Annotated in this window: 22 protein-coding genes; 14 read left to right on the top strand and 8 right to left on the bottom strand. The window is 70.1% G+C overall.

Translation table 11 applies throughout. The annotated features are described in order from the left end of the window. Window positions 1-32: 32 nt before the first annotated feature. Window positions 33-872 carry a fumarylacetoacetate hydrolase family protein gene (locus tag AC1M14_RS04935; protein ID WP_102774158.1) on the bottom strand — a complete coding sequence of 280 codons (840 nt, stop codon included), beginning with the start codon at window positions 870-872 and terminating at the stop codon, window positions 33-35. A 210-nt stretch (window positions 873-1,082) separates the two neighbouring features. On the opposite strand from AC1M14_RS04935, the gene AC1M14_RS04930 reads away from it, so the two are divergent. Next, a complete protein-coding gene (locus AC1M14_RS04930; RefSeq protein WP_102773856.1) occupies window positions 1,083-1,799 on the top strand; it encodes a GntR family transcriptional regulator in 717 nt (238 codons plus the stop codon). Window positions 1,800-1,807: 8 nt separating this feature from the next. On the opposite strand, the gene AC1M14_RS04925 is transcribed toward AC1M14_RS04930, so the two are convergent. The 5 genes from AC1M14_RS04925 to AC1M14_RS04905 form a co-directional block, all read right to left on the bottom strand. Further along, the gene (locus AC1M14_RS04925; RefSeq protein WP_479731784.1) at window positions 1,808-2,887 is read right to left on the bottom strand and encodes a formylglycine-generating enzyme family protein; all 1,080 of its coding nucleotides are present in this window, start codon (window positions 2,885-2,887) and stop codon (window positions 1,808-1,810) included. A 19-nt stretch (window positions 2,888-2,906) separates the two neighbouring features. Then, window positions 2,907-4,625 (bottom strand): arylsulfatase, encoded by a 1,719-nt coding sequence (locus tag AC1M14_RS04920; RefSeq protein WP_479731135.1) that lies wholly within the window; start codon window positions 4,623-4,625, stop codon window positions 2,907-2,909. 209 nt (window positions 4,626-4,834) lie between these two features. Beyond that, the gene (locus tag AC1M14_RS04915; RefSeq protein WP_102773859.1) at window positions 4,835-5,443 is read right to left on the bottom strand and encodes a LysE family translocator; all 609 of its coding nucleotides are present in this window, start codon (window positions 5,441-5,443) and stop codon (window positions 4,835-4,837) included. Between the two features lie 92 nt (window positions 5,444-5,535). Then, window positions 5,536-8,019: a carbohydrate-binding family V/XII gene (locus AC1M14_RS04910; RefSeq protein WP_479731783.1), complete on the bottom strand. Its 2,484-nt coding sequence runs from the start codon at window positions 8,017-8,019 to the stop codon at window positions 5,536-5,538. 85 nt (window positions 8,020-8,104) lie between these two features. Beyond that, the gene (locus tag AC1M14_RS04905; protein ID WP_111825755.1) at window positions 8,105-8,953 is read right to left on the bottom strand and encodes an IclR family transcriptional regulator; all 849 of its coding nucleotides are present in this window, start codon (window positions 8,951-8,953) and stop codon (window positions 8,105-8,107) included. A gap of 324 nt (window positions 8,954-9,277) precedes the next feature. Here AC1M14_RS04905 and AC1M14_RS04900 point away from each other — a divergent pair, with 324 nt between their 5' ends. Genes AC1M14_RS04900 through AC1M14_RS04880 form a run of 5 tightly spaced genes read left to right on the top strand, consistent with a single transcriptional unit; the run spans window position 9,278 to window position 14,082 of the window. Next, window positions 9,278-10,033 carry a substrate-binding periplasmic protein gene (locus tag AC1M14_RS04900; protein WP_479731134.1) on the top strand — a complete coding sequence of 252 codons (756 nt, stop codon included), beginning with the start codon at window positions 9,278-9,280 and terminating at the stop codon, window positions 10,031-10,033. Between the two features lie 51 nt (window positions 10,034-10,084). Then, window positions 10,085-10,744, top strand: a complete 660-nt coding sequence (locus tag AC1M14_RS04895) for an amino acid ABC transporter permease (protein WP_102773862.1) — start codon at window positions 10,085-10,087, stop codon at window positions 10,742-10,744. Further along, a complete protein-coding gene (locus AC1M14_RS04890) occupies window positions 10,741-11,472 on the top strand; it encodes an amino acid ABC transporter ATP-binding protein (RefSeq protein ID WP_479731133.1) in 732 nt (243 codons plus the stop codon). The genes AC1M14_RS04895 and AC1M14_RS04890 overlap by 4 nt, the downstream gene beginning before the upstream one ends. A gap of 21 nt (window positions 11,473-11,493) precedes the next feature. Continuing rightward, window positions 11,494-12,780, top strand: a complete 1,287-nt coding sequence (locus AC1M14_RS04885) for an NAD(P)/FAD-dependent oxidoreductase (protein WP_479731132.1) — start codon at window positions 11,494-11,496, stop codon at window positions 12,778-12,780. Between the two features lie 33 nt (window positions 12,781-12,813). Continuing rightward, on the top strand, window positions 12,814-14,082 hold the full coding sequence (locus AC1M14_RS04880; RefSeq protein WP_479731131.1) for an NAD(P)/FAD-dependent oxidoreductase: 1,269 nt from the start codon (window positions 12,814-12,816) through the stop codon (window positions 14,080-14,082). Here the strand turns inward: AC1M14_RS04880 and trpA are convergent. After that, the gene (gene trpA / locus AC1M14_RS04875) at window positions 14,073-14,873 is read right to left on the bottom strand and encodes a tryptophan synthase subunit alpha (RefSeq protein ID WP_479731130.1); all 801 of its coding nucleotides are present in this window, start codon (window positions 14,871-14,873) and stop codon (window positions 14,073-14,075) included. The two genes, AC1M14_RS04880 and trpA, sit on opposite strands and share 10 nt — an antisense overlap. Next, complete coding sequence (gene trpB / locus AC1M14_RS04870; protein ID WP_102773867.1) at window positions 14,870-16,078, bottom strand: tryptophan synthase subunit beta; 1,209 nt, start codon at window positions 16,076-16,078, stop codon at window positions 14,870-14,872. Before trpB ends, trpA begins: the two co-directional genes overlap by 4 nt. A 118-nt stretch (window positions 16,079-16,196) precedes the next feature. Between trpB and AC1M14_RS04865 the strand changes: the two genes are divergently transcribed. From AC1M14_RS04865 to AC1M14_RS04830, 8 genes are all read left to right on the top strand, one after another. Further along, a complete protein-coding gene (locus AC1M14_RS04865) occupies window positions 16,197-17,069 on the top strand; it encodes a LysR substrate-binding domain-containing protein (protein ID WP_479731129.1) in 873 nt (290 codons plus the stop codon). Window positions 17,070-17,169: 100 nt separating this feature from the next. Further along, complete coding sequence (locus AC1M14_RS04860; RefSeq protein ID WP_111825762.1) at window positions 17,170-19,251, top strand: DUF8189 domain-containing protein; 2,082 nt, start codon at window positions 17,170-17,172, stop codon at window positions 19,249-19,251. A 51-nt stretch (window positions 19,252-19,302) separates the two neighbouring features. Beyond that, a complete protein-coding gene (locus AC1M14_RS04855) occupies window positions 19,303-20,067 on the top strand; it encodes a class I SAM-dependent methyltransferase (protein ID WP_479731128.1) in 765 nt (254 codons plus the stop codon). A gap of 133 nt (window positions 20,068-20,200) precedes the next feature. Beyond that, on the top strand, window positions 20,201-21,289 hold the full coding sequence (apbC, locus tag AC1M14_RS04850; RefSeq protein ID WP_479731127.1) for an iron-sulfur cluster carrier protein ApbC: 1,089 nt from the start codon (window positions 20,201-20,203) through the stop codon (window positions 21,287-21,289). A gap of 13 nt (window positions 21,290-21,302) precedes the next feature. After that, window positions 21,303-21,866: a DUF3305 domain-containing protein gene (locus AC1M14_RS04845; protein ID WP_111825765.1), complete on the top strand. Its 564-nt coding sequence runs from the start codon at window positions 21,303-21,305 to the stop codon at window positions 21,864-21,866. Then, window positions 21,863-22,435 (top strand): DUF3306 domain-containing protein, encoded by a 573-nt coding sequence (locus AC1M14_RS04840; RefSeq protein WP_479731126.1) that lies wholly within the window; start codon window positions 21,863-21,865, stop codon window positions 22,433-22,435. Before AC1M14_RS04845 ends, AC1M14_RS04840 begins: the two co-directional genes overlap by 4 nt. Further along, window positions 22,432-24,537: a 4Fe-4S dicluster domain-containing protein gene (locus AC1M14_RS04835; RefSeq protein ID WP_479731125.1), complete on the top strand. Its 2,106-nt coding sequence runs from the start codon at window positions 22,432-22,434 to the stop codon at window positions 24,535-24,537. Before AC1M14_RS04840 ends, AC1M14_RS04835 begins: the two co-directional genes overlap by 4 nt. Further along, window positions 24,534-25,163: a TorD/DmsD family molecular chaperone gene (locus AC1M14_RS04830; protein WP_479731124.1), complete on the top strand. Its 630-nt coding sequence runs from the start codon at window positions 24,534-24,536 to the stop codon at window positions 25,161-25,163. The genes AC1M14_RS04835 and AC1M14_RS04830 overlap by 4 nt, the downstream gene beginning before the upstream one ends. The last annotated feature ends 56 nt before the right edge of the window (window positions 25,164-25,219 follow it).

Raw genomic sequence — 25,219 nt, 5'->3', positions numbered from 1 at the left:
CGTCGGCCCGGCGCGCCGGGCCCGCGCGCGGCTCAGCGCTCCAGCCGAACCGGATTGGTCAGCGTGCCGATGCCTTCGATGGACACCTCGCACACATCGCCGTCCTGCATCAGCAGGCGCGGTTGGCGCGCCCAGCCCACGCCCGAGGGCGTGCCCGAGACGATCACGTCGCCGGCTTCCAGCGAGAACGATTCGCTCAGGACCGAGATCAGCGTGGCCACGTCGAACACCATGTCGCGGGTGTTGGCCGACTGCACCACCTTGCCGTTGAGGCGGGTCTCCAGCGCCAGGCCGCTGCCGCCGGCGGGCAGTTCGTCGGGCGTGACCAGCACGGGGCCGAAGCCGCCGGTGCCGTCGAAGTTCTTGCCCACGGTCCATTGCGGCGACTTGAACTGGTATTCGCGCACCGAGCCGTCGTTGAAGACCGAGTAGCCGGCCACGTACTTCAGCGCCTCGGCCTTGGAAATGTAGCGGCCGCCGCCGTTCAGCACCACCGCCATCTCGCCTTCGTAGTCCAGCGAGTCCGAGGCCTTGGGCCGGATCATGGGGTCGCCGTGCGCGATCAGGCTGCTGTTGAAGCGGTTGAACACGGTCGGATAGTCGGGCTGCTCGAACTTGCTTTCGGCCGTGTGGTCGCGGTAGTTCAGGCCGATGCAGATGATCTTGCCGGCGTTGTCCAGCGGCGGCAGGTAGCCGATTTCGGCCAGCGGGATCGGACGCCCGCCCGCGGCGCGTTCCTTGGCGAAGGCGGCCAGGTCCACGCCCTGGCGCAGCAGGTCCAGCACCTCGTGCCGGCCCAGGCTGACCACTTCGTCGCCCCGCAGGATGCCGAGGTGACGCTCGTTGTTGTGGGTAAAGCGTATGAGTTTCATGATGTCCTTGATGACCGCAAGAGCGCCGCGCAAAAAGCGCCGCGGCAGGGCGGCGCCGCACGGGATGGGCTACGCAGCGTCGGGCTCCATCCTTGCAGGCCAGTATAGGCAGTTTTATCTACAAAGCAAGAAAAATATATATTTTTTCGTTTGTCTACTTTCATGGCCGAGCGTAGAATCCCCCTAACCCAATCCGGATACCCCTAACCAATGAGCCACCCGACAGGCGGCGAGCCCGCCCGTGCCGCAACCCAGCAGCGTACGCAGGCCTCGCTGCTGACCGATACCGTCCTCGACGACATCATCGCCGGGCGCCTGCTGCCCGGCGCCAAGCTCAAGCTCAAAGAGCTCGCCGAACGCTACGACACCGGCGTCAATCCGCTGCGCGAGGCGCTGTCGCGCCTGGCGACCAGCGGCTTCGTCAACGCCGAAGACCAGCGCGGCTTCAGCGTGGCCAAGACCTCGCGCGAGGAACTGCTGGACATCACGCAGACGCGCCAGCGCATCGAATGCGATGCGCTGCGGGCCTCCATCGCGCACGGCGACATCGAATGGGAAGGCCGCGTCATGGCGGCGCTGCACCGCCTCAAGCGCCAGTCCATGATGGCGGCCAGCGGCGTGGGACTGGACCCGCAATGGGAAGCCGAGCACGACGCCTTCCACGAGGCGCTGCTGTCGGCCTGCCCGTCCAAATGGAGCCTGCGGTTCTCGCTCATCCTGCGCGACCAGACCTCGCGCTACCGCAACCTGTCCGTCATGGGACAGAACGAAGCCGGCGCGCGCGACGTGCATGCCGAGCACGAGGCCATCGCCAAGGCGGCGCTGGCCAAGAACGCCGACCTGGCCTGCGCGCTCCTGGCCGAGCACCTGCGCATCACCACCGCGCTGGTGCTGGAACACAGCCGGTTCGGCCGCGGCGCGGCCTGATCCGCGGCCTACCGGCCGCCCCGCCACTGGCCCGCGCTCAGCGCCAGCCGGAAGCCGACGTTGGCGGCGCTGCTGTACGGGTCCTGCCCCTGCCGCGCGCTGACGCGGTAGCCTTCGCAATAGGTTTCGCTGCACAGGAACGATCCCCCACGGATGACGCGCTGCGGCGCGTCCGGCCGGACCAGGGTGGCGTCGAACGAGGCCTGCGGACCGGCAGGGTCGAAAATCGCCCCGCCCTTGGCCGCCTGGCGCGCGAACGCATCGGGGCGGTACCAGTCGGCCACCCACTGCCAGGCGTTGCCGGCCATGTCCTGGATGTTGTAGCCATTGGGCGGATACGCGCCCACCCGCTCGGTGCCCGACATGACCTTCGGCGATTGCATTGGGAAAGGCTGGGCCGAATCCCAGGTGCGGGCCATGCTTTTGCCCTCGGGCTGCAGCACCCCGCCCCAGGCGTAGCTGGCCTGGTCCAGCCCGCCGCGCGCCGCATATTCCCATTCCGCTTCGGTCGGCAGGCGCTTGCCGGCCCAGGCCGCGTAGGCCTGGGCGTCCTCGTACGAAACCTGCACCACCGGGTGGTCTTCCTTGCCCGTGAGATCGGACGCGGGGCCTTGCGGATGGCGCCAGCTCGCGCCCGGCGCGTAACGCCACCAGCGCGCATATTCGCGCAGATCCACCGGCTTGTCGGCGCCGACGAACACCAGCGCGCCCGGCACCAGCGCCGAAGCCGGCGGACGCGGCGTGCCGGGCGGCAGCTGGGCGCGTAGCGTCTCCCAGTCGGGCGCCCGCTCCGCGGTGGTGACGTAGCCGGTGGCCGCCACGAAGCGGGCGAAGTCGCGGTTGGTGACGTGGTGGCGGTCGATCCAGTATCCCGGCAGCCGCACCTTGTGGGCCGGCCGCTCGTTGGCCTGCGCGCGGCTGCTGTCCGAACCCATCAGGAATTCGCCCGGCGGCACCCACACCATGTCGGGCGGGGCGTTGCGCCCGTCGCCGGGCTGCCCGGGCTGGGGGCCGGCCGCGATGGCCAGCCAGCCCGCCGCCACCGCCGCCGCGCCGATCGCGCCGGCCGCCGCCAGGCGCATGGACATCTTCATCGCGTGGCTCCGTCTAGCGCTCGGCGGGAATGACGACCTGCCGGGGCATGTTCTTGCGCCAGTCGAAGTAGCCGAACAGCTCCCTGTCCAGGTAATCGGTATCCCAGCGGATCACCCTGTTGGCCTGGGCCCAGGCCTCGTACTTGGCGGCCATTTCCTTGACGCGCTGCGGCTGCCGCGAGGCAAGGTCCGTGGTTTCGCCGCGATCGGCCTCGGTATCGAAAAGCTGCCACTGGCCGGCGCCGAACGGCTTGGGTATCCAGCTCAGCTTCCACTTGCCCTGGCGGTATTCCTTGTTGCCGAACAGCTCGCCGCCGCGTTCGAAATCCGCAGGCCGGGCCGACGTGGCCGTGCCTTCGAGCACATCCAGGAACGACACCCCCTTGAGCGGCGCCAGCGGCACCCCGTCGCGCTCCTGTCCGCGCGCCGCGCCGGTGATGGCCGTGATGGTGGGGAAGATGTCCTCGACCGCCAGGTAGCCGTCGTTGATCGAACCGCGCTTGGCCACCATCGAGCCCTTCACGATCAGCGGAGAAATCGTCCCGCCTTCGCTCATGAACAGCTTGAACAGCCGGAACGGCGCCGAACTCGCATAGGCCCATCCCGGTCCGAGGCCGGCGAACGAACCCGGCGCGCCCATGTTGTCGAACGAGGTGTCGAACTCCTTCGCGATCCAGCTGCCGTCCTTGTTGCCCGGATAGAAATCCATGTAGGCGCCGGAAGGCCCGTTGTCGGAGAAGAAGATGATCACGGTATTGTCGTACTGGCCGCTGCGCTTTAACTGGTCGATCACGCGGCCGATGTTGCTGTCCAGGTTGCTCACCATGCCCGCGTAGATCTCCATCAGGTGCTCCTGGTGCGCCCGCTCCTGCGCCGTCAGCTGGTCCCAGGGCTTGAAGAGCGGCGTGGTCTCGGACATCTTGGTGCCCGCGGGCACCACGCCCGCGCGCAGCATGTTCTTGTACATGGTCTCGCGGTGCTCGTCATAGCCGCGGGCGAACTTGCCGCGGTACTTGGCCACGTCGGCCGCCGGCGCGTGCAGCGGATCGTGCACGGCCTGGAACGCCAGATAGCCGAAGAAAGGCTTGCCCGCATCCTCGGCCGACTTCATGTAGCCCAGGAATTTGTCGGTATAGAGATTGGAGGAAAACTCCCCCGTGTCGCGCGGCACCGTCTTCTCGTTCTCGACGAAGCGCGTGCGCGGCTGGACCGCGAGCAGGCCCTTGTTGTCCCAATGGCTGCCGCCCGGGTTGATCAGCGCGAACGAATTCTCGAAACCGCGCGCCGCCGGCAGTTGTTCCGGCTTGCCGCCCAGATGCCACTTGCCGGCCATGAAGGTCGCATAACCCCGGTCCTTGAGCACTTCGGCGATGGTCTTGACCCGGTCATTGAGCGAACCGATGTAGTTGCCCGGGTACTTGTCCATCTCGGGTGCGTAGTACTCGCCCATCGAGCCCATGCCGGCCAGGTGGTTGTCCACGCCGGTCAGCAGCTGGGCGCGGGTCGGCGAGCAGGTGGGATTGACGTGGTAGTTGGTGAAGCGCATGCCCTCGGCGGCCAGCTGGTTCAGCGCCGGGGTCTGGATGATGTCCTGCCCAAAGGGCTGGATGTCGTTGTAGCCCAGGTCGTCGGCCAGGATGACGAGCACGTTGGGCGGGCGCTGCGGGGCGGCCTGGGCGAACGGCGCGACTGCCAGCGACGCGGCCATGGCCATGATGGAAAGGCATTTCACATTCATCTCCTCGATGTACGGGCGACGGCCGGTCGCCATCAGGGATCGTCTGCGCGATCATTGCAGCGGCAGCATAGCAAATATATATATTTTTAAAAAGAAAATATTTTATTTGCCGATCGGACAGCAGACGGGCGGACGCGCGCCGCCGCGCGCGGGGCTCGGCCCGGGCGCGGCAAGCGAGGAGGACGGGGAGACGAGAAGGAGGATCAGGAGCCCGGCAGCGCCGCGCCCATCGCGGCGAACAGGCCGCCGCAGACCTTGTTGAAGCGCCGGCCGGCGCGTTCCAGCCAGGGGCGCACACGGTGCGCCAGGCGCGCCAGCACGTATTCGACCAGGAACTCCACCAGCGCGAAGGTGGCCGCCATGATGGCGAACTGCGTCAGCAGGCTGCGGGCCGGGTCGATGAACTGCGGCAGGAAGGCGCCGTAGAACAGCAGCGCCTTGGGATTGGAGATGGCCGACAGGAAGCCCTGGCCGAACATGCGCGCGCCGCGGGCCTTCGGCATGTCGGGCGGCGGCTGCAATTGCACGCCGGGCGAGCGCCACAGCTGGATGCCGAGCCAGATCAGGTAGGCCCCGCCGCCCCACTTCAGCACGGTGAGCGCCGGGCCCCAGGCCTTGAGCAGGGCGCTGATGCCCAGCATCGACAGCGCGATCAGCGCCACGAAGCCGACCGCGCCGCCGGCGATGGTGCACAGCGCCTTGCGGTGGCCGTGCAGCGCGCCGTGGGTGAGCGCGAGCAGCGTGTTGGGCCCGGGCGTCACCGACAGGCCGATGACCGCAACCAGATAGATGAGCCAGCTATGCAGGGCCATGGCGTAAGGCAGGAAAGAAATGGGGAAGCAGGCAGTCTAGCGCCCGGCGCGGGCGCGGCGCAAACGGCCGCCCCCGCGCGCAGGAGCGTGTCTCAGCGGCGGAACCCGCCGCGGAATCCGCCGAAGCCGCCGCCCCAGCCGCCGCGTCCGCCCATGCGGTCGCGCCAGCCGCCGCCGCCTTCCATGCCCCGGTCGCGCCAGCCGCCGCCGGAATCGCCGCCGCCCATGCGGTCCTGCCAGCCGCCGCCCTGGAAATCGCTGCGCTGGCTGGAATAGTCCCGCGCCTGGCGCTGGCCGTTTAGGTAGCTGGAGTCGCCGCCTTGCACCGGCTGCCAGCCCGACGAGGTGTGCTGCTGCCAGCCGTTGTCGTTGTGCTCGTAGACGTTGCCGTTGTGGTCGGCGTAGACGTTGCCGTTGTTCCAGGCCATGCCGCTGTTGGTGTTGCGGTTGTAGGTCGCGCCGCGCCGGTCCACGTTGTCCACGCCCTGCCCGGCCGTGCCGGAGGCGGTGGCCGAGGACACCGTCGTGCGGCCGGTGCGGGCGTTGGTGCGGGCGTCCTGGCGGCCTGCGGCCCATTGGCCGTCGTCGTTCTCCACCACGCCGGCGCGCCCCGCGCCGGACGCGCCGGTGACCGGATTGGTGTAGGCGCCGCGCCGGCCGGCGGCGGCATTGCCGGTGTATTGGTTATAGGCCGCGCCGCGCGTGCCCTCGAACGCGGCGCCGGTCTGCGGGTTGTAGCCCTCGGCGTGCGCGCCCTGCCATTGCGTGCCGGTCCAGCCGTTCCAGCCGGCCGCGTGCGTGACCACGCCGGACCCGCCCCAGGCGCCATAGACGTCGACCCGGTTGACGTCCACGCCGCGCCAGTACGGCGCGCAGCAATAGGGTCCCCAGTACGGCGCGGCGCCGCCCCAGGCTTCGGCCGCGGCGAATCCGAAGGCGAAGCCGGCCGCGGTGTCGAAGGCCGCGTCGTAGCCGTAGCTGGGCGGATAGCCGACCCAGGTGTCCTGCACGATCACAGGCGGATATGCGTAGCCGGTGCCGTAGACCACCGTGCCGTCGGGCGCGACCACCACGCCCATGTAGCCGGGCGTGTAGCCGAACACCACGTTTTGCGCCGTGGAGCCGTAGACCTGCACGTAGGTCACGTAATGCAGCGGCGAATTGGCGGGAATGGCATAGATGGCCGCCGGCACGCGGTCGGCCACGCGCCACGGGCCGAAGGCCGAGTCGGACACGAACCAGACCGCGTGCGACAGCGCGTAGTAACGCCCTTCGGCCTGGATCACCGGCACCTGCGAATTGGCGGCGTAGTACAGCGCGGTGCCGGCGATGGGGCGCAGGGTCGGCGAGCCGCCGCCGTACTCGACCTTCAGGGTCGCGCCGCGCGATACGGTCGCGGTCTGGGGAATGGTGGAAGCGATGACCGCCTCCTTGGCCTGCGGCGTGCCCGGCACCGAGGCCAGCACGCCGGATTGCGGGTCCCGCGCCGGAATGCGCGCGAAATCGCGCGGCAGGCTCTTGCCCGGCACGTAGGTCCAGGGCCCTTCCAGCCCCGCCCCGCGGAACCAGCGTCCCGACACCAGCAGGTAATAGCGGTTGTCGCCGGGGTTCATGAACAGGGCGTGGTCGGCGTTGGCCACCGACAGCAGCGAGGTGCCCGGCACCGGCCGCAGTTCGGGCTGGCCCACGGTCACCAGCAGCTCGGCCGGGACGGTGGACACCACGATGGCCGGCGCGCGGTACGGCGCCTTGCCGTCATGCGGCAGCAGCGGGTCGGGCGCGGCCTTGCGCCGCGCCGCGTCGGCGGCGGCCTGCAGCGCGGCGGCGGGATGCTCGACCGCGGTCCAGGGGCCGTCGATGCCGCCGGCCTCGTACCAGTGCCCCGCGGCCTGCAGGAAATGGCGGCCGGCGCCGTCGCGCAGGATCAGCGCGCGCGTGTTGACCACGCGACGCCAGCCCGAGGCTTCAGGCACGTCGGCCCATGCCGGCGCGCCGTCGACCAGCACCAGCACGGTCGGCACGGTGCGGTAGACGATGCGCGGCGGCGCGTTGTCCACGGCCACCGGCCTGGCGGCCGGGTTGTCGCGCGACAGCGTGTAGCTGAGCTGCAGCGCGTCAAGCGGCGTGACCACGCCCTCGGCCGGCAGCCGCGCCTGCAGCGCGGCGCGCAGCCTGTCGGCCTCTTGCGGCGCGGTCGGCACCTGCACTTTTTCGATCCGGATGTCCGACAGATGCACCAGCCCCGCCGGCTTGTTGACCTCGGCGCGCGCCGAGAAATCCACCGTGCCGTAGGTCGGGTTGCCCTTGGCGGGGCCGACCGCCACCGCCATGCGCCCGCCCAGGCGGTCCGCCGTCCAGGTGTCGACCTGCGGCTGGTAAAGCTCGATGCGCGAGCCGTCGGGCGCATCGAAACTGCGCGGCCATTGCAGCGCGCGCGCCGCGTCGGCATGCGCCGCCTGCGGCGCCGATGCGCCAGGGTCCTGCGCCTGCGCCGCGCCGGCCAGCGCCAGGCTGGCGCCGATCGCCAGGGCCAACGGCCGGGAACGAAGACGCCACCATCCGAACAAGCCTTCCATCATGTCGAGCTCCTTAAGGGATGCGCCGGCCGGACGGGTGTCGGATGGGCGTCGCTACGCTTTATACGCCAGCTGCCCTGGCGATTCAATCGCGCGTGCGGCCGGGGGGCTGGGCGTGCAGATCGCGGGCCGCGCCGCCGCCGTACGGCGCCAGCGGGCGCGGCGTGGGCGGCGAGGTGGAAATCTGGCGGGCGGTTTCCTGCATCATCGGAATGAAGCGCGACAGCGCGCGCTTGACCGTCCACTTGGCCGCGGACACCGAAAGCTGCAGGCCGGCCACCACGCGCCCGTTCAGGTCGTGGACCGGCACGGCCAGCGCCAGGTCGCCGCGGTAGTACTCCTCCTTGCAATAGGCGTAGCCCTGCTCGCGCGCTTCGCGCACCTGCGCCATCAGCGCATCCACGTCGGTCAGCGTGTTGGCGGTGTACTTCACGCGGTCGCTGGCCGCCAGCGCCTCGTAGGCCTCGTCGTCGCTCAGGCCGGCCAGGTAAACGCGCCCGGTGGACGAGCAGTACATGGGAATGCGCCGGCCCACCGGCATGTGCACCAGCAGCCGCAAGGGGCTGGGAAAACGGCCGATGTAGATCATGTCCTGCCCCGCCGGCTCGGCCAGGTTGACGGTTTCGCCGGCGTTGCGGTTGAGCTCGAGCAGGAAGGGATTGGCGCGGTCCAGCAGCGCGTGCGACTCCAGGTAGCGGCAGCCGCTGTCCAGCGTGCGCGAGGACAGCGAGTAGCGCTTGCTGACCGGGTCCTTGTTGAGCAGGCCCAGCGCCTCCAGCGTGAAGGCGAAACGCTGGGCGGCGCTGCGCGTGATGCCGGCGGCCGCGGCGATCTCCGGCAGGCTCATGGAGGCGCGCTCGGCGGTGAAGGCGTCGAGCACGGCGATGCCGGTCGCAAGCGACTGGACGTACAGGGTGGAGGATTCCGGGTTCATGGTCGGTCGGGCGGGGCTGGCCGCCCCGCATTCTTATTCGATACGCACAGATTGCATTCCAATGGAAATGAATGCAAGAAAAAGTACGTGATTCTTCGGGATATGCCTGCGTAATCGCAAACATGCATTTCGGGAAAACCCCTAATTAAAAAAGCACTTAGGAGACAAGCCTGCTTGTTGACAGGTTTTCCTGGGCCAGATTATAAAATCTACCTGCGATATAAGCATATCGCTATTCGATACGATAATGCACGCCAGGGCGGGACGAAATTGCACGTCCGCCAGCCATCCAGGCGCGCGATTCTGGCCTCCCAGGGGATTCCGATGCTGCATAAAACCGTGAAATCGTTGTTGGCTGCGGCGCTGTGCGCCGCCGCGCTGTCGGGCGCGCACGCCCAGACCGTGAAGGTCGGCTCCACGCCGACCGCGGTGCCGTTCAACTTCCTGGACCCGAAGACCAACACCCTGCAGGGCGTGATGATCGACATCGCCAACGCCGTGGGCAAGCAGGCAGGCTTCGCGGTCGAAGTCACGCCGATTCCGTTCGCCTCGCTGGTGCCGGCGCTGCAGACCGGCAAGATCGACATCATCGCCTCGGCCTTCGCCAAGACGCCGCAGCGCGCCGAGGTGGTGGACTTCACCCAGCTGGTGGTGGAGTACGGCGAGGCGCTGATCGTGCCCGCCAAGGACCAGACCGACTACAAGAGCATCGCCGACCTCAAGGGCAAGACCGTCGGGGTCCAGATCGGCACGCTGTACGTGGAGCCGCTGAAGTCCGCGCCCGGCCTGAAGGAAGTGAAGATGTACGAAACCATGTCCGACCTGGTGCGCGACGTGGCGCTGGGACGGCTGGACGCCGCCTTCGGCGACGGCCCGGTGATTTCGTACCAGGTGCGCACCCAGGGCGTGCGCAACGTGCGCTACGTCGAAAGCTACCAGCCGTCCATGCCGACCAACATCGCGCTGGCCGTGCGCAAGGGCGACGCCGAACGCGCCCGCCAGCTCGACGCCGCCATCGACGCGCTGCGCCAGGGCGGCACCATCGCCGCCATCATGAAGAAATGGGGCGTTTCGCGCTGAGCGCCATGGATCCGCGCGCCGCGCGCCGGCGCGCCCTAACGGATAAGCAAGATGTTCCAGTCTTTTTTCAGTGACGCCTCGGAGTTCTTCCCTGTGCTGATGCAGGGGGTGCTGACCACCGTCTCCATCACCGCCGCGGCCCTGGTGATCGCCACCGTGCTCGGGCTGTTCTGGGCGCTGCTGCGGGTCAGCGGCATCGCGCCGCTCTCGCACGCCAGCCGCATCCTGACCAACATCATCCGCGGCGTGCCCATCATCGTCGTGCTGTTCTACATGTACTTCGTGCTGCCCGAGATCGGCGTCGGCCTGACGGCCTTCCAGGCCGGCGCGCTGGGACTGGGCGTGGCGTATTCCTCGTATATGTCGGAGGTGTTCCGCTCGGGCATCGATGCGGTCGATCCCGGCCAGTTCGAGGCCGCCCAGTCGCTGGGCATGTCGCGCGCCAAGCTGATGCGCCGCGTGGTGCTGCCGCAGGCCTTCAAGGTGGCCCTGCCGCCCTACGGCAACAACGTGGTCATGATGCTCAAGGACTCGTCGCAGACCGCGGTGATCACCGTGGTCGAACTGTCCATGCAGAGCAAGCTGATCGCCTCGTCCACCTTCAAGAGCGCCACCATCTACACGCTGGTCGCCCTGATGTACCTGGCCATGAGCCTGCCCATGATGTATTGCATCGGCAAACTTGAACGCCGCCTGGGACGCCGCCAATGATCAAGATCGAAAACCTCAGCAAGTCGTTCGGCGCGCACCGCGTGCTCGATGGCATAGACGCCGAAGTGCGGCCGGGCGAAGTGGTCTGCCTGATCGGGCCGTCCGGCTCGGGCAAGTCCACGCTGCTGCGCTGCATCAACGGGCTCGAACGCTACGACGGCGGACGCATCACGGTGGACGGCGTGACCGTGGACGCGAGCAGCAAGGAGATCCAGGCGATCCGCCAGCGCGTGGCCATGGTGTTCCAGCGCTTCAATCTGTTCCCGCACCGCAGCGCGCTGGAAAACGTCATCGAAGGCCCGGTGCACGTCAAGGGCGAAAGCGTGGCGTCGGCCACCGAGCGCGCCCGCGAAATCCTGGCCTCGGTGGGCCTGGCCGAGAAAATGAACCACTATCCGCAGCAGCTTTCCGGCGGGCAGCAGCAGCGCGTGGCCATCGCCCGCGCGCTGGCCATGGAGCCCGAGGCCATCCTGTTCGACGAGCCCACCTCCGCGCTCGATCCCGAACTGGTGGGCGAGGTGCTGTCGGTGATGCGCACGCTGGCCGAGAAAGGCATGACGATGGTGACCGTCACGCACGAAATGGACTTCGCCCGCAACGTGTCCGACCGCGTGCTGTTCCTGGAAGGCGGCCGCATCGCCGAACAGGGGCCGTCGCGCGAAGTGCTTACCTCTCCCCGCAACGAACGCATGCGCGATTTCCTCAAGCGCGTCACGCACGCCCAATAACGCCCCGCCATGAACAACCCTGTGTTTACGCCCGCAGCCACGCTGTGGGCCGCGACCGCGCCTGCGCGCGCGGCCGCGCCGGCGCTTGCCGCGCCGCTGGAGATCGAGGCCGCCGTGGTCGGCGGCGGTTTCACCGGCCTGTCGGCCGCGCTGCACCTGGCCGAGGCCGGCCTGCGCGTGGCGCTGTTCGAGACCCATGAAGTCGCCCACCGCGCCTCCGGCCGCAACGGCGGCCAGGTGGTGCCCGGCTTCAAGCCCGGCCCCGCCGCGCTTGCGCGCCGCTTCGGCGCCGAGACGGCCGCGCGCATGACGCGCTTCGCCTACGGCAACGCGGACTACCTGTTCGAGCTGGTGGAACGCCTGCGCATCGATTGCGCCCCCACCCGCAACGGCTGGATACAGGGCGCCTTCTCGGCCGCGTCCGCCGATTATCTGCAACGGCGCGCGCAGGAACTGAACGCGCACGGCGGCGACGTGGAATACCTGGACGCCGAGGCCATGCGGGCCGCCACCGGTTCGTCGTTCTGGCCTGCCGGGCTGCGCGAGAAACGTGCCGGCGCGGTGCAGCCGCTGGCCCTGGCGCGCGGCCTGGCGCGCGCGGCCACGCAGGCCGGCGCCACGCTGTACGAGCGCTCGCCGGTGGCCGCCATCGCCCCGCGCGACGGCGGCGGCGCCACGCTCAGCGTCAACGGCCATGCCGTGCAGGCGCGCCACGTGGTGCTGGCCACCGACGCCTACACCGACCGGCTGTGGCCCGCGGTGGCGCAGTCCTACGTCAACGTGGCCAGCGCCCAGATCGCCACCGAGCCCCTGCCCCCCGCGCTGCAGGCGCGCCTGATGCCGCTGCGCGCCGGCATTTCCGAAACCCGCAAGATCACCTACTACTGCCGCATCGACCCCGAAGGCCGCTTCGTGATCGGCGGGCGCGGACATTCCAGCGAACAGCTCGATCCGTCCACGCGCGAGCAGTTGCGGCGCGCGGCGGTGGCGCGCTTTCCCGAACTGGCCGACGCCGCCTGGCGTTACGGCTGGGCCTGCCGGGTAGGCATGACGCTGGACGACCTGCCGCGCCTGCATCGATTGGCGCCTGGCGTCTGGACCGCCTACGGCTATTGCGGGCGCGGCGTGGCCATGGGCACGGCCCTGGGGCGCGTGCTGCGCGACGCGATCCGCGGCGTGCCGGCGGAAAGGCTCGATTTCCCGGTCACGCCGATTTCCCGCATGCCCGGCTATCCGGCCCGGCAGTTCGGCGCTACGCTGGCCATCAACTGGTACCGCCTGCGCGACGCGCTGGGCTTTCCCGCCTGAACACCGCCGTCCGGCCGACACGCACTTATCGTCATGAACACTCAAACGCAGTTTCCCGCCACCGTGGACGTGGCGATCATCGGCGGCGGCATCATCGGCGCGAGCACCGCGCTCGCGCTGGCGCGCGCCGGCGTGCGCACCGCCCTGTTCGAAAAAGGCACGCTGGGCTGCGAACAGTCCTCGCGCAACTGGGGCTGGGTGCGCACCCTGGGCCGCGACCAGCCCGAAGTGCCGCTGGCGCTGCGCGCCAACCAGTTGTGGAGCGAGATCCAGGCCCAGGTCGACGTCGGCTACCGCCGCAACGGCCTGGTCTACCTGCAGGAAAACGAGGCCGACGCCGCCGGCCACGAGACCTGGCTGCGCGAGGCCCGCGCCCACGGCGTGCGCGCCGAGATGCTGGGACGCGAGGCGGCGCTGCGCCTGCTGCCGCGCACCGAACGCCCCTGGACCGGGGCGCTGTACAGCGCGGCCGACGGCGTGGCCGAACCGCAGCTCGCGACCCTCGGCGTCGCGTCGCTGGCGCGCCAGGCCGGCGCGCAGATCTTCGAACACTGCGCCGTGCGCGGCCTGGAGACCAGCGCCGGCCGCGTCGACACCGTCGTCACCGAGCGCGGCGCGCTGCGCGCGCAGGCCGTGCTGGTGGCCGCCGGCGGCTGGTCGCGGCTGTTCTGCGGCAACCTGGGCGTGGAATTCCCGCAGCTCAAGGTGCGCGGCTCGGTGCTGCGCACCGAGCCCTTCGACGCCGGCATGGCGCTGGCCGTCAACGGCAAGGACTTCACCTGCCGCAAGCGCGCCGACGGCGGCTATACCGTGTCGCAGTTCTCCGCCTCGCTGGCCGAGATCGTGCCCGACAGCTTCCGCCTGATGGGCAAGTTCATGCGCGCCTGGATCGAGAACAACGCGCTGGTGCGCGTGCGCTTCGGCAAACGCTTTTTCGAGGAACTGGCCACGCCGCGCCGCTTCCCGGCCGACCGCCCGACGCCGTACGAACGCTGCCGCGTGCTCGACCCCGCGCCCTACGCGCGCGGCATAGACCAGGCCTGGACGCGCCTGCTGCACGCATTCCCGGCCTTCCGCCAGGCCCGCATCGCGCAATCCTGGGGCGGCTATATCGACGTGACGCCGGACGCGATGCCCGTCATCGCGCCGTTGGCGCAGGCGCCCGGCCTCTACCTGGCCTCGGGATTCTCCGGCCACGGCTTCGGCATCGGCCCGGCCGTGGGCGAAACCGTGGCCGCCCTCATCCGGGGCGCGCCCACGCCGGTGGACATCCGCCCCTTCCGGCTCGAACGCTACGCCTGAGCCGCGGGCCGGCGCAGCGCGGCCGCCAGCCCGCGCACTTCTTCCAGCGCGGCCTTCACGCCGCCTTGCGCCAGCACCTCGGCCAGCCGCGAGCCCACCGCCACCAGGTCCGCGTGGCGGCCGATGCGCCGCGCGTCTTCCGGGGAGCGCACGCCGAAGCCGGCGGCCACCGGCAGCCGCGTATGCGCGCGCACCCGCGCCAGGTCCTGCGCGATGCGGCGCTCGTCGGGCAGCGACGCGCCCGTGGTGCCGGCCAGCATGACGTGATAGACGAAGCCGCTGGCCTCGCGCAGCGCCCGCGCCAGCCGCTCCTCGTCGGTGGTGGGCGCGGACATGCGGATCAGGTCGATGCCGTGCGCGCGCGCGTGCCGCTCCAGCTCGCCGGCGTGTTCCGGCGGCAGGTCGACCACGATCAGCCCGTCCACGCCCGCGGCCGCGGCATCCGCCGCGAAGGCCGCCGCGCCGTAGCGGAGTATGGGATTCAGGTAGCCCATCAGCACCACCGGCGTGGCCTCGTGGCCGGATCGGAATTCCCGCAGCAACGCCAGCGTGCCCGCCAGCGTCTGGCCGGCCGCCAGCGCGCGGCGGTTGGCCTGCTGCAGCACGGGGCCGTCGGCGACCGGGTCGCTGAACGGCATGCCCAGTTCGATCACGTCGGCGCCCGCGGCCGGCAGGCCGCACAGCAGTTCCAGGCATGCGCCGGGGTCGGGGTCGCCCGCCGCGAAGTAGGTCGCCAGGCCGCAGCGGCCCGACCGGCGCAGCGCCGCGAAAGTGTGTTGCAGCCGTGTCATGTCGTCGCCTCGTCGAATTGCGTCACCGTGTCCATGTCCTTGTCGCCGCGTCCGCTCAGGCACACGACGAGGATCTCGCCGCGCCCCATGCGCGGCGCGAGTTCGCGCGCCCAGGCCAGCGCGTGCGCGCTTTCCAGCGCCGGCAAGATGCCTTCGGCCCGCGTCAGCCAATGAAAGGCGGACACCGCCTGCGCGTCCGTCACGGACACATAGGCCACCCGCCCGCTGTCGTGCAGCAACGCATGCTCCGGTCCCACGCCGGGATAGTCGAGCCCGGCCGAGATGGAGTGCGCGTCCAGGATCTGCCCGTCGCCGTCCTGCAGGTAGTAGCTGCGGCAGCCATGCAGCACGCCGGCCCGGCCCGCGCCGAGGCTGGCGGCGTGCGCGCCGCTGGCCAGCCCGCGCCCGCCGGCCTCCACGCCATAGAGGCGCACGCCGGGCTGGTCCAGGAACGGGTGGAAGAACCCCATCGCGTTGGAGCCGCCGCCGACGCAGGCGACCATCGCGTCCGGCATGCGTCCGGCCTTGGCGGCGATCTGCTGGCGCGTCTCCATGCCTATCACCTTCTGGAACTCGCGCACCAGCCAGGGATAGGGATGCGGACCGGCGCAGGTGCCCAGCAGGTAATAGGTGTCGGCCGGATGCGCGATCCAGTCGCGCAAGGCCTGGTTCATCGCGTCCTTCAGCGTGCCGGTTCCGTCCGTCACGGCGCGCACCTCGGCCCCCAGCATGCGCATGCGGCGCACGTTGACCGACTGGCGCGCCATGTCCTGCGCCCCCATGTAGACCACGCAGTCCAGGCCCTGCTGCGCGCAGACCGTGGCGGTGGCCACGCCGTGCTGCCCGGCGCCGGTCTCGGCGATCACGCGGCGCTTGCCCATGCGCCGGGCCAGCAGCGCCTGGCCCAGGCAGTTGTTGATCTTGTGCGCGCCGGTGTGGTTGAGGTCTTCACGCTTGAGGTAGATCTGCGCGCCGCCCAGTTCCCCGGTGATGCCGCGCGCCAGGAACAGCGGGCTGGGGCGGCCGACGTAGTCGGCCAGCAGGCCGCGGAAGTCCTGCCAGAAGCCCTTATCCGACAGCAGCGCCCTGAAGGCGCGCTCCAGCTCGTCCAGCGCGGGGATGAGCGTTTCGGGCATGTAGCGCCCGCCGTAAGGGCCGAACTGGCCCAGGCTGTCGGGCGTGGCCGGATGGATGGCGGATGGCATGGCTGGCGGTTTCCGTATTGCAGTGTATCGGGATGTTTTGCTTATGCTATCTTCGATAAAAACTTATTTGAATCAATGATTTGTTTAGCACTAATGTAAGTACAGCTAACATCCAGCCATGCGACGACTCCCCTCCCTCAATGCGCTGCGCTTTTTCGACAGCGCCGCCCGCCACGCCAGTTTCAGCCTGGCGGCCAGGGAGCTGTGCGTGACGCACAGCGCCGTCAGCCAGCAGGTGCGCCAGCTGGAAGACTGGCTGGGCTGCGCGCTGTTCGAACGCCGCGCCGGCGGCGTGCGCCTGACCGCGGCGGGCCTGGACCTGCAGCGCGCCGCCCAGGAGGCATTCGACACGCTGGAGCGCCGCTGCGACGAATTGCGGCGTAGCACGCAGCCGGCGGAACTGACGCTGGGCGCGCCCGCCAGCTTTCTGTCCAACTGGCTCATCGCGCGGCTCGAACGCTTCGAGGCCCTGTATCCGGATATCCGCATCCGGCTGCAGACGGCCGCCGACGCGTCCCTGCTGGACACGCAGCGCGTGGACGCGCTGATTCTTGCCGGCCGCGACTGGCCGCGGGACTGGGACGTCACCCCGTTGTTCGCCGAAACCATCGGCCCGGTCTGCGCCCCGGCCCATGCCGCGCAGATCCGCGCGCCGGCCGACGTGGCCGGCGCGCCGCTGCTGCACACCAGTTCCAGGCCCGATGCGTGGCGCGATTGGGCGGCGCGCCAGGGCATTGCGCTGGCCCCGCGCCTGCCCGGCCGTGAGTTCGACCACCTGGGCCACATGCTGGAAGCCGCGGCGGCCGGCCTGGGCGTGGCCATCGCGCCCGCGGTGCTGGTCGAATCCGAACTGCACCGCGCCCGCCTGGCCGCGCCGCTGGGTTTCGTCGCCAGCGGCGCCTCGTTCTGCCTGTGCACGCGCAAGGACGCCAGGCGCGCCGACGAGGCGCTGTCGCATCTGCGCGACTGGCTGCTGGCGAGCGCGGCCTAATCCGGCCCTATATCTTGCCGACAACGCGCGGCGGCTCGCCGCTATACTTTTCGCACTCTTCAACCCCTGCCGTGCGACGCCTTTTCTGCCGCGCCCCGCTATGTTCGTTCCGACGGCCTTGTTGCGCCCCCTAGGCCAGGCGCTATTGTTCGCGTTCGCCGCGCTCTTCTCCCTCCAGGCCCACGCCGCCCCGCCCACGCTGGCGCAGTGCCACGGTATCAAGGATCTCGCCTTCGTCGCCCACCTGGACGACGACCTGCTGTTCATGAATCCGGACATCGCCTCCAACATCGAGGCCGGCGGCTGCGTGCGCGTGGTCTACCTGACCGCCAGCGACGCCGGCGAAGGCGAAGGCTACATGCTCGGCCGCGAGCGCGGCGTGCGCGCCGCCTACGCCTACATGGCGCACCAGCCCGACGTGTGGAAAGAAGACGCCGGCACCGCCGGCGGCCGCCATTTCGCGCGCTTCACGCTGCAGGGCAACCCGCGCGTGCAGCTCTGGCACATGCGGCTGAAGGACCCGTGGCTGGGCAAGGGCTGGGGCAGCCTGACGCCGCTCAGCCGCACCGAGTCCGAGCCGGGCCAGAGCGTGGACACGCTGGGCCAGTACGCCGAGGTCTACACCCGCGAGCAGCTGATCGACACGCTGGCCGACGTGATCCGCCAGTACGCCCCGACCACCGTGCGCCACCTGGACGACACCATCGCCGTGCCCTACACGCAGCTGTGCTGGCGCTGCGCCGGCCACGGGCACCCGGACCACATCGCCAGCGCGCGGCTGGTGCGCGAGGCCATGGTGCGCGTGCCCGGCAATTACGCCGAAACCGGCTATATCGACTATCCCAGCCAGGAGCGCGCCAGCAACCTGACCGAAGCCGAGATCGCCAGCAAGTCGGTGATCTTCCAGCACTACGCCTGGAACGACTACCACTACTGCGCCGGCCCCACCGGCTGCAAGGAGCCCGCCGGCCCCGCCGCGGCCTGGGTGCAGCGCGCCTATTACGTGTCGCGCCAGGACATGGCGCCGCAGCTGTACCCCGACGGGCGCGGCGGGCTGGTGGTGTTCGCCGCCGGCGAAACCAACGCCGCCGTCAACCGCTGGGACTCCGGCCATCGCAAATGGCAGAGCCTGGGCGGACGCACCAGCGGCCCGCTGGTTTCCTTCACCCATGCGGACGGCACCGCCGGCCTGATGGCGCGCGATCCGCTGGGCGGCGTATGGGCCAACAAGCAGCGCCACGACGGCACCTGGCAGGGCTGGCAGGCGCTGGGCGGCGTGCGCGTGACGCAGATTCCGGCGGTGGCGCCGCGCGGCGAAGCGGCCGCCGTGGCGCTGGGCTACGACGGCCGGCTGCACTGGATCGCGCCGACCGGCATCGACGGCGGCTGGAGCACCTGGCAGGAACTTCCCATGCTGGAAGACGCCACCGGCGCGCCCGCCGCCGCGCGCGGCGCCGACGGACGCTACGTGGTGTTCGCCCTCACCTCGGCGGGCAAGCTTTTCTATACGCGCCAGCTGCCGGCCGCCCAGGGCCATCGCCCCGAATGGCAGGGCTGGCGCCCGGTGCCGGCGCCCACCGCCGCCGGCGGCCTGGCCGCCATCCGCAACCGCGACGACCGCATCGAACTCTATTTCCGCCAGCGCGGCGACAACCACCTGACCCGCCTGCTGGAAACCGGCGACACCACCGACCTGAACATCGACTGGAGCGCGCCGGACGACCTGGGCGTGCCCTACATCGGGCGTCCGGCGGTCCACGCCGACGCGCAGGGCAAGGTGGTGCTCGCCATCCTGGAACGCGCCGGCGGAAAACTATGGCTGGTCGAAGACGGCAAACCCGCGCGCCTGGACGCCGCGGCGGCCTCGCCGCCGGCCATCAACATCATCGACGGCACGCTGTATGTGGTCGCGCGCGCCGCCGGCGGCCCGCAGCGCTACGAAGTGCTGTCGCGCCGCGACGGCGTGTGGGCCGCCAACCTGACGCTGGACGGCGTGCCGGCCATCGGCGGCAGCGCATTCACGGCGGTGGCCGCGCGTCCATCTGACCTGCCCAACCTGGGCGCCAACAGCGCCAACACGGCCGCCGTCGTGCGCCCTTCGGCCGAACAGCCGGGCAAGCTGAGCGTGGGCCGCATGCCGGCCCAGGCAACGCAGACGGCCGCGCCGACTGCGTTGCAGTAAGCGGCGCGCGACGGCGGACGGCCTGCCCGGCCGTGGTTTAATCTCGACGCCATGAAACCGTTTGACCGACTCGTCGCCGAAGCCGAAGCCGCCGACGTCACCGGCTGGGGATTCGGCTGGCTGGCCGGACGCGCCACCGAGGAACGCCCGCCCTGGGGCTATGCGCGCCTGCTGGCGCAGCGCCTGGCCCAGGCGCGCTCCGCGCTCGACCTGGACACGGGCGGCGGCGAAGTCCTGGCCGAAGCGCCGCGCTTTCCGCCGCGCATGTGCGCGACCGAAGCCTGGCCTCCCAATGCGCGCCAGGCGCATGCGCGGCTCGCGCCGCGCGGCGTCGACGTCGTGCAGGTGGCCGCGGGCGCGCCGCTGCCGTTTGCCGACGCCTCGTTCGACCTCGTCAGCGCGCGGCACCCGGTAAGTCCCGACTGGCGCGAGATCCATCGCGTGCTGGCGCCGGGCGGCCGCTATTTCGCGCAGCACGTGGGCCCGGCCTCGGCGTTCGAGCTGATCGAATATTTCCTCGGGCCGCTGCCGCGCGAACGCGCGCTGCGCGAGCCCGCGGACGAAGCGGCCGCCGCGCGGGAGGCCGGGCTGTCCATCGTCGAGCTGCGCAGCGCGCGTTGCCGCATGGCGTTCCACGACGTGGGCGCGGTCATCTGGATCCTGCGCAAATGCGTGTGGTGGGTGCCCGATTTTTCGGTGGCCAAATACCTCGACCGGCTGCGCGAAATGGACCGCCGCATGCGCCGGGGCGCGCCGTTCGTCGCCCATTCCACGCGCCATCTGATCGAAGCCGCGCGCGTGCAGGGAAAACCCTAGGGAAGCGTCGCGCCGCGGCGCTTGGACTTGCCTGGCTTGAGCGGCATCATGCAGGGATGCGGCGCGTCGCTGCACACTGCGCCCTCTGCTAAGATGGGTCGTCCAGGTCACCCTTTATATATATAGAAGCCCGATGGTTGCCTCAGATATCCTGCTCAATACGCTGCAAGCCTGCCTGGACCCCAATACCCGCAAGGACTTCGGTTCGTCGCGCGCGATCAAGAACCTCGAGATCGGCGCCGACGGCGATGTCTCGTTCGACGTGGAATTGGGCTACCCGGCCAAGAGCCAGATCCCGGCGCTGCGCCGCGAACTGATCGGCGCGGCCAAGTCGGTGCCCGGCGTGCAGAACGTCTCGGTCAACGTTCATAGCGTGATCGAAGCGCACGCGGTGCAGCGCGGCGTCGCGCTGCTGCCCAACGTGAAGAACGTGATCGCCGTGGCCTCCGGCAAGGGCGGCGTGGGCAAGAGCACCACGGCCGTCAACCTGACGCTGGCGCTGGCCGCCGAGGGCGCGCGGGTCGGCCTGCTGGACGCCGACATCTACGGCCCCAGCCAGTCCCTCATGATGGGCATCGAAGGCCGCCCCCAGAGCGAAGACGGCGACACCATGGAGCCGCTGGAGAACTACGGCGTGCAGGTCATGTCGATCGGCTTTCTGGTCGACCCCGACGAAGCCATGATCTGGCGCGGTCCGATGGCGGTGCAGGCGCTGGAACAGCTGCTGCGCAAGACCAACTGGAAGAACCTCGATTACCTGGTCGTCGACCTGCCGCCCGGCACCGGCGACATCCACCTCACGCTGAGCCAGAAAGTGCCGGTCACTGGCGCGGTGGTGGTCACCACCCCGCAGGACATCGCGCTGCTGGACGCGCGCAAGGGCGTGAAGATGTTCGAGAAGGTCGGCGTGCCCATCCTGGGCGTGGTCGAGAACATGGCGGTGCACGTCTGTAGCCAGTGCGGCCACGTCGAGCACGTGTTCGGCTCGGGCGGCGGCCAGAAAATGGCGGCCGACTACGATCTGGCCTACCTGGGCGCGCTGCCGCTGGACATCAACATCCGGCTGCAGGCCGACAGCGGGCGGCCCTCGGTGGTGTTCGATCCCGACGGCGAGGTGGCCGGGCTGTACAAATCGCTGGCGCGGCAGGTGGCCGTCGCCGTGGCCGGCATGGACAAGGACTATTCCTCCAGGTTCTCGTCCATCGCCATCAAGCGGGCCTGAGGCGGGGCGCGCCATGGAAACCGACTCCCTGCCCCTGACGCTGGAGACCGCCGTGGTGATGCGCAAGGAACGCATCACCGGCGCCATGAGCCGCTGGCAGGATTGGCGCTGGGTGCTCGAAGACGTGGTCGCCAACGAGCCGGGCTTCGGCGCGGCGCCGCGCCTGCTGTACCGCGACGAAACCCAGGAACGCTGGCTGCATCCCGGCTTCACCGTCCGCCTGTTCAAGGACGACGCCGAGGGCTATCTGCTCAACGCGTCGGCGCCCGCGCCGTGCTGGTTCGTGCTGTGGCGCATGGAGGAAAGCCCCAGCGTGGCCGCGGAGCCGCTGGCGCGCCCCGAAATCGTCACCCTGAGCTACCACGACGCCGGGCGCTGGCTGGACGCGCAGGAAACCGTGGAGCAGGTGCCGGCGCCGCCGGCCATCGTGGCCTGGCTGCAGGCCTTCGTGGCCGCCCATTACGTGCCGGAGCCCAAGCGCCGCCGCCGCCCCGTCAGTTTCCAGTCCCTGCAGGACCGCTTCGGCAATCCTGCCTCCGTGAGCACCGTCAAGAAATTCGGCGGCGATCCGTCATGAGCGAAACGCGTCATCAGGGCTTTCTGCAGCGCTGGTCGCGCCGCAAGATCGAGGCTCGCGAAGGCGGCCCCGAGGAACCCGCGCCCGCCGCTGAAGCGCCCGTCCCGGCGCAGGAAGCCGCGACGCCGCCGGCCGGACTTCCCGAGGCCGCGCCGGCCGAGCCGGAACTGCCCACCATGGACGACGTGCTGAAGCTCACCGCCGATTCCGATTTCAGCCGTTTCGTCACGCAGGGCGTGGCGCCCGACGTCAAGAACGCGGCGCTGAAGAAGCTGTTCGCCGATCCGCACTACAACGTGATGGACGGGCTGGACGTGTACATAGACGACTATTCGCAGCTGGCGCCGCTGCCGCAATCCGCGCTGCGCAAGATGGCGGTCTCGCGGGTGCTGGGCTTTTTCGAGGAAGAAGCGCGCTGCGCCGCCTCGGCCCTGACCGACGCCGTCACTGAAAACCCCGCGCCCGAAGCCGCGCCCGCGCCCGCCCTGCCCGCCGATTCCGGCGCCGCCGATCCCACCGCCGAAGCGCCGGCCGCCGTGCCGGCGCCGGCCGCAGGAACCAAGCCATGACGACACTCATCTGCGACTGCAACCGCACCATGCCGCTGGCCACCGATGCGCTCGGCCAGGCGCTGGGCGAGAACCTGCACCTGCATTCCACGCTGTGCCGCCGCGAGGCCGGCGCCTTCCAGCAAGCCATTCGCGGCGGCGACGACGTGGTGGTGGCCTGTACCCAGGAACAGCGCCTGTTCGGCGAACTGGGCGCGGCCACCGAAGGCGCCGTCGCGCCCGTGAAGTTCGTCAACATCCGCGAGACCGGCGGCTGGAGCCGCGACGCCGCCCAGGCCATGCCCAAGCTGGCCGCGCTGCTGGCGGCCGCGCACCTGCCCGATCCCGATCCGGTGCCGACCGTCACCTACAAAAGCGCGGGCCGGCTGCTGATCGTCGGGCCGCTGGACCGGGCCGAACAGGCCGGCGCCCTGCTCGACGACGTGCTGAACGTCACCATATTCGCCCAGGGCCAGGGCGAACGCGGCGGCGCGCAGGGCCGGCGCTTTCCGGTCCTGTCGGGCCGGCTGGACGCGGTGAACGGCTGGCTGGGCGCGTTCGAAGTGCAATGGACGCAGCACAACCCCATCGACCTGGATCTCTGCACCCGCTGCAACGCCTGCCTGGCCTCCTGTCCGGAAGGCGCGATCGGGCTGGACTACCAGATCGACGCCGGCCTGTGCCGCTCGCACCGCGATTGCGTGGCGGCCTGTACGGTGGCGGGCGCGATCGACTTCGACCGCCCGCCCCAGACCGGCGCCGAGACCTTCGACCTGGTGCTGAACCTGGGCACGCAGCCCCTGTTCACGCGCCATGCCCCGCCCCAGGGCTATTTCACCTGGGACGGCGCCGACCCCTCGGTGCTGCTGCGGCTGCGCGACATGGTCGGCGAATTCGAAAAGCCCAAGTTCTTCGACTACAAGCAGAAGCTCTGCGCCCACAGCCGCAACGCCACCGTGGGCTGCGACGCCTGCGTGCAGATCTGTTCGGCCGAGGCCATCTCCAGCGACATCCGCAACCAGCAGGTCAAGGTCAATCCCAACCTCTGCGTGGGCTGCGGCGCCTGCACCACCGTCTGTCCCACCGGCGCGATGAGCTACAGCTATCCGCGCATCACCGACCAGGGCGCGCGCCTGCGCACCCTGCTGTCGACCTACGCGCAGGCCGGCGGACGCGACGCCATCGTGCTGCTGCACAGCCAGGACCGCGGCCAGGCCATGATCGAGCGCCTGGGCCGCGCAGCCGGCCTGGGGCTGGCCCACGGCGTGCCGGCCAACGTGATTCCGCTGGCGCTGTGGCACACCGCCAGCCTGGGCCTGGACCTGTGGCTGTCGGCCGTGGCCTACGGCGCCAGCCAGATCGCCGTGATGACCACCGGCGAAGAGGCGCCGCAATACCTGGACGGGCTGGAGGCGCAGATGGAAACGGCCCAGGCCCTGCTCAACGGCCTGGGCTACGAAGGCCGGCACCTGCACCTGCTGCGCGTGTCCGAGGCCGCCGAACCGGCCGACCTGGACCGCAGCCTGCAGGCCCTGGCCGCGGGCAAGCCCGCCGCGCCGGCCGCGCGCGCCCGCCACGCGCTCGCGCCCGAAAAACGCAGCACCCTGGACCTGGCGCTGGACCACCTGATCGCGCACGCCCCCGCGCCGCTGCCGCAGGCCATCGCCCTGCCGGCCGGCGCGCCCGGCGCGGGCGCCCCGCTGGGCGGGCTGGAGGTCGACAGCGCGCGCTGCACGCTGTGCATGAGCTGCGTCAGCGCCTGTCCGTCCAGCGCGCTGATGGACAATCCGCAGGCGCCGCAGCTGCGCTTCCTGGAAAAGAACTGCGTGCAGTGCGGGCTGTGCGTCACCACCTGTCCCGAGCAGGCCATCACGCTGACGCCGCGCCTGCTGCTGACCCCGCAGCGCAAGGAAGCCGTGGTGGTCAACGAGACCCAGCCCTTCCATTGCGTGCGCTGCAACAAGCCCTTCGGCACGCTCAAGGGGGTCGAGACCATGATAGGCAGGCTGGCGGGCCACGCCATGTTCCAGGGCGCGGCGCTGGAACGCCTGAAGATGTGCGGCGACTGCCGCGTCATCGAGCTGTACTCGTCCGAAAACGAAACCAAGATCACCCAACTATGACCGCTCCCGCATCCGCCGCCATCATGCCCCCGTCGGATTTCGACGAGGAAGTCGCCCGCGCCGAACTGTACGGCCTGCTGGCCCAGCTGTTCTACGCGCCCCCGCCGCCCGAACTGCTGCAGGCGCTGCGCCAAGCCGAAACGCACGCGCCGGACGCCGGCGGTTTCCTGGAGGCGCCGTGGCAGGAACTGGTGGCCGAGGCCCGCGCGATGGGCGACGACGCCATCGCGGCCGAGTACGACGCCTTGTTCGGCGGCATGGGCAAACCCGAGGTCTATCTGTTCGGCTCGCATTACCTGACCGGCTTTCTCAACGAAAAGCCGCTGGTCGGCCTGCGCAACGACCTGCAGGCGCTGGGCCTGGCGCGCGGCTCGGCGGTGTCCGAAACCGAGGACCACGTCGCCGTGCTGTTCGAGGTCATGCGCTACCTGATCGCCGGCGAGGACGCCGGCGTGTCGAACCTGAGCCGCCAGCGCGAGTTCTTCGCCGCGCACGTGCAGCCCTGGATCGACGATATGTGCGCCGCCATCGCCGCGCATCCGGCGGCGCGCTTCTATGCACGGGCGGCCGCCTTTTGCCAGGCCTACGCCAGCGTCGAGGCCCAGGGTTTCGACATGCTGGGCTAGCCGCGCACGCAACATAGGAAGCGCCGATGCTGCGGCGCAAACAGGCCCGGGTCGTA

Source organism: Achromobacter sp. SX5 (assembly GCF_056711425.1).
This window is presented reverse-complemented; position numbering and strand designations above follow the sequence as displayed.

Coding starts and splice junctions, on each gene's coding strand:
- AC1M14_RS04900 (WP_479731134.1), top strand. CDS start 9,278: ATGCTGCATAAAACCGTGAAATCGTTGTTGGCTGCGGCGCTGTGCGCC.
- AC1M14_RS04895 (WP_102773862.1), top strand. CDS start 10,085: ATGTTCCAGTCTTTTTTCAGTGACGCCTCGGAGTTCTTCCCTGTGCTG.
- AC1M14_RS04860 (WP_111825762.1), top strand. CDS start 17,170: ATGTTCGTTCCGACGGCCTTGTTGCGCCCCCTAGGCCAGGCGCTATTG.
- AC1M14_RS04830 (WP_479731124.1), top strand. CDS start 24,534: ATGACCGCTCCCGCATCCGCCGCCATCATGCCCCCGTCGGATTTCGAC.
- AC1M14_RS04855 (WP_479731128.1), top strand. CDS start 19,303: ATGAAACCGTTTGACCGACTCGTCGCCGAAGCCGAAGCCGCCGACGTC.
- AC1M14_RS04930 (WP_102773856.1), top strand. CDS start 1,083: ATGAGCCACCCGACAGGCGGCGAGCCCGCCCGTGCCGCAACCCAGCAG.
- AC1M14_RS04910 (WP_479731783.1), bottom strand. CDS start 8,019: ATGGAAGGCTTGTTCGGATGGTGGCGTCTTCGTTCCCGGCCGTTGGCC.
- AC1M14_RS04925 (WP_479731784.1), bottom strand. CDS start 2,887: ATGTCCATGCGCCTGGCGGCGGCCGGCGCGATCGGCGCGGCGGCGGTG.
- AC1M14_RS04845 (WP_111825765.1), top strand. CDS start 21,303: ATGGAAACCGACTCCCTGCCCCTGACGCTGGAGACCGCCGTGGTGATG.
- AC1M14_RS04835 (WP_479731125.1), top strand. CDS start 22,432: ATGACGACACTCATCTGCGACTGCAACCGCACCATGCCGCTGGCCACC.
- AC1M14_RS04935 (WP_102774158.1), bottom strand. CDS start 872: ATGAAACTCATACGCTTTACCCACAACAACGAGCGTCACCTCGGCATC.
- apbC (WP_479731127.1), top strand. CDS start 20,201: ATGGTTGCCTCAGATATCCTGCTCAATACGCTGCAAGCCTGCCTGGAC.
- AC1M14_RS04915 (WP_102773859.1), bottom strand. CDS start 5,443: ATGGCCCTGCATAGCTGGCTCATCTATCTGGTTGCGGTCATCGGCCTG.
- AC1M14_RS04890 (WP_479731133.1), top strand. CDS start 10,741: ATGATCAAGATCGAAAACCTCAGCAAGTCGTTCGGCGCGCACCGCGTG.
- AC1M14_RS04905 (WP_111825755.1), bottom strand. CDS start 8,953: ATGAACCCGGAATCCTCCACCCTGTACGTCCAGTCGCTTGCGACCGGC.
- AC1M14_RS04880 (WP_479731131.1), top strand. CDS start 12,814: ATGAACACTCAAACGCAGTTTCCCGCCACCGTGGACGTGGCGATCATC.
- AC1M14_RS04865 (WP_479731129.1), top strand. CDS start 16,197: ATGCGACGACTCCCCTCCCTCAATGCGCTGCGCTTTTTCGACAGCGCC.
- AC1M14_RS04840 (WP_479731126.1), top strand. CDS start 21,863: ATGAGCGAAACGCGTCATCAGGGCTTTCTGCAGCGCTGGTCGCGCCGC.
- trpA (WP_479731130.1), bottom strand. CDS start 14,873: ATGACACGGCTGCAACACACTTTCGCGGCGCTGCGCCGGTCGGGCCGC.
- trpB (WP_102773867.1), bottom strand. CDS start 16,078: ATGCCATCCGCCATCCATCCGGCCACGCCCGACAGCCTGGGCCAGTTC.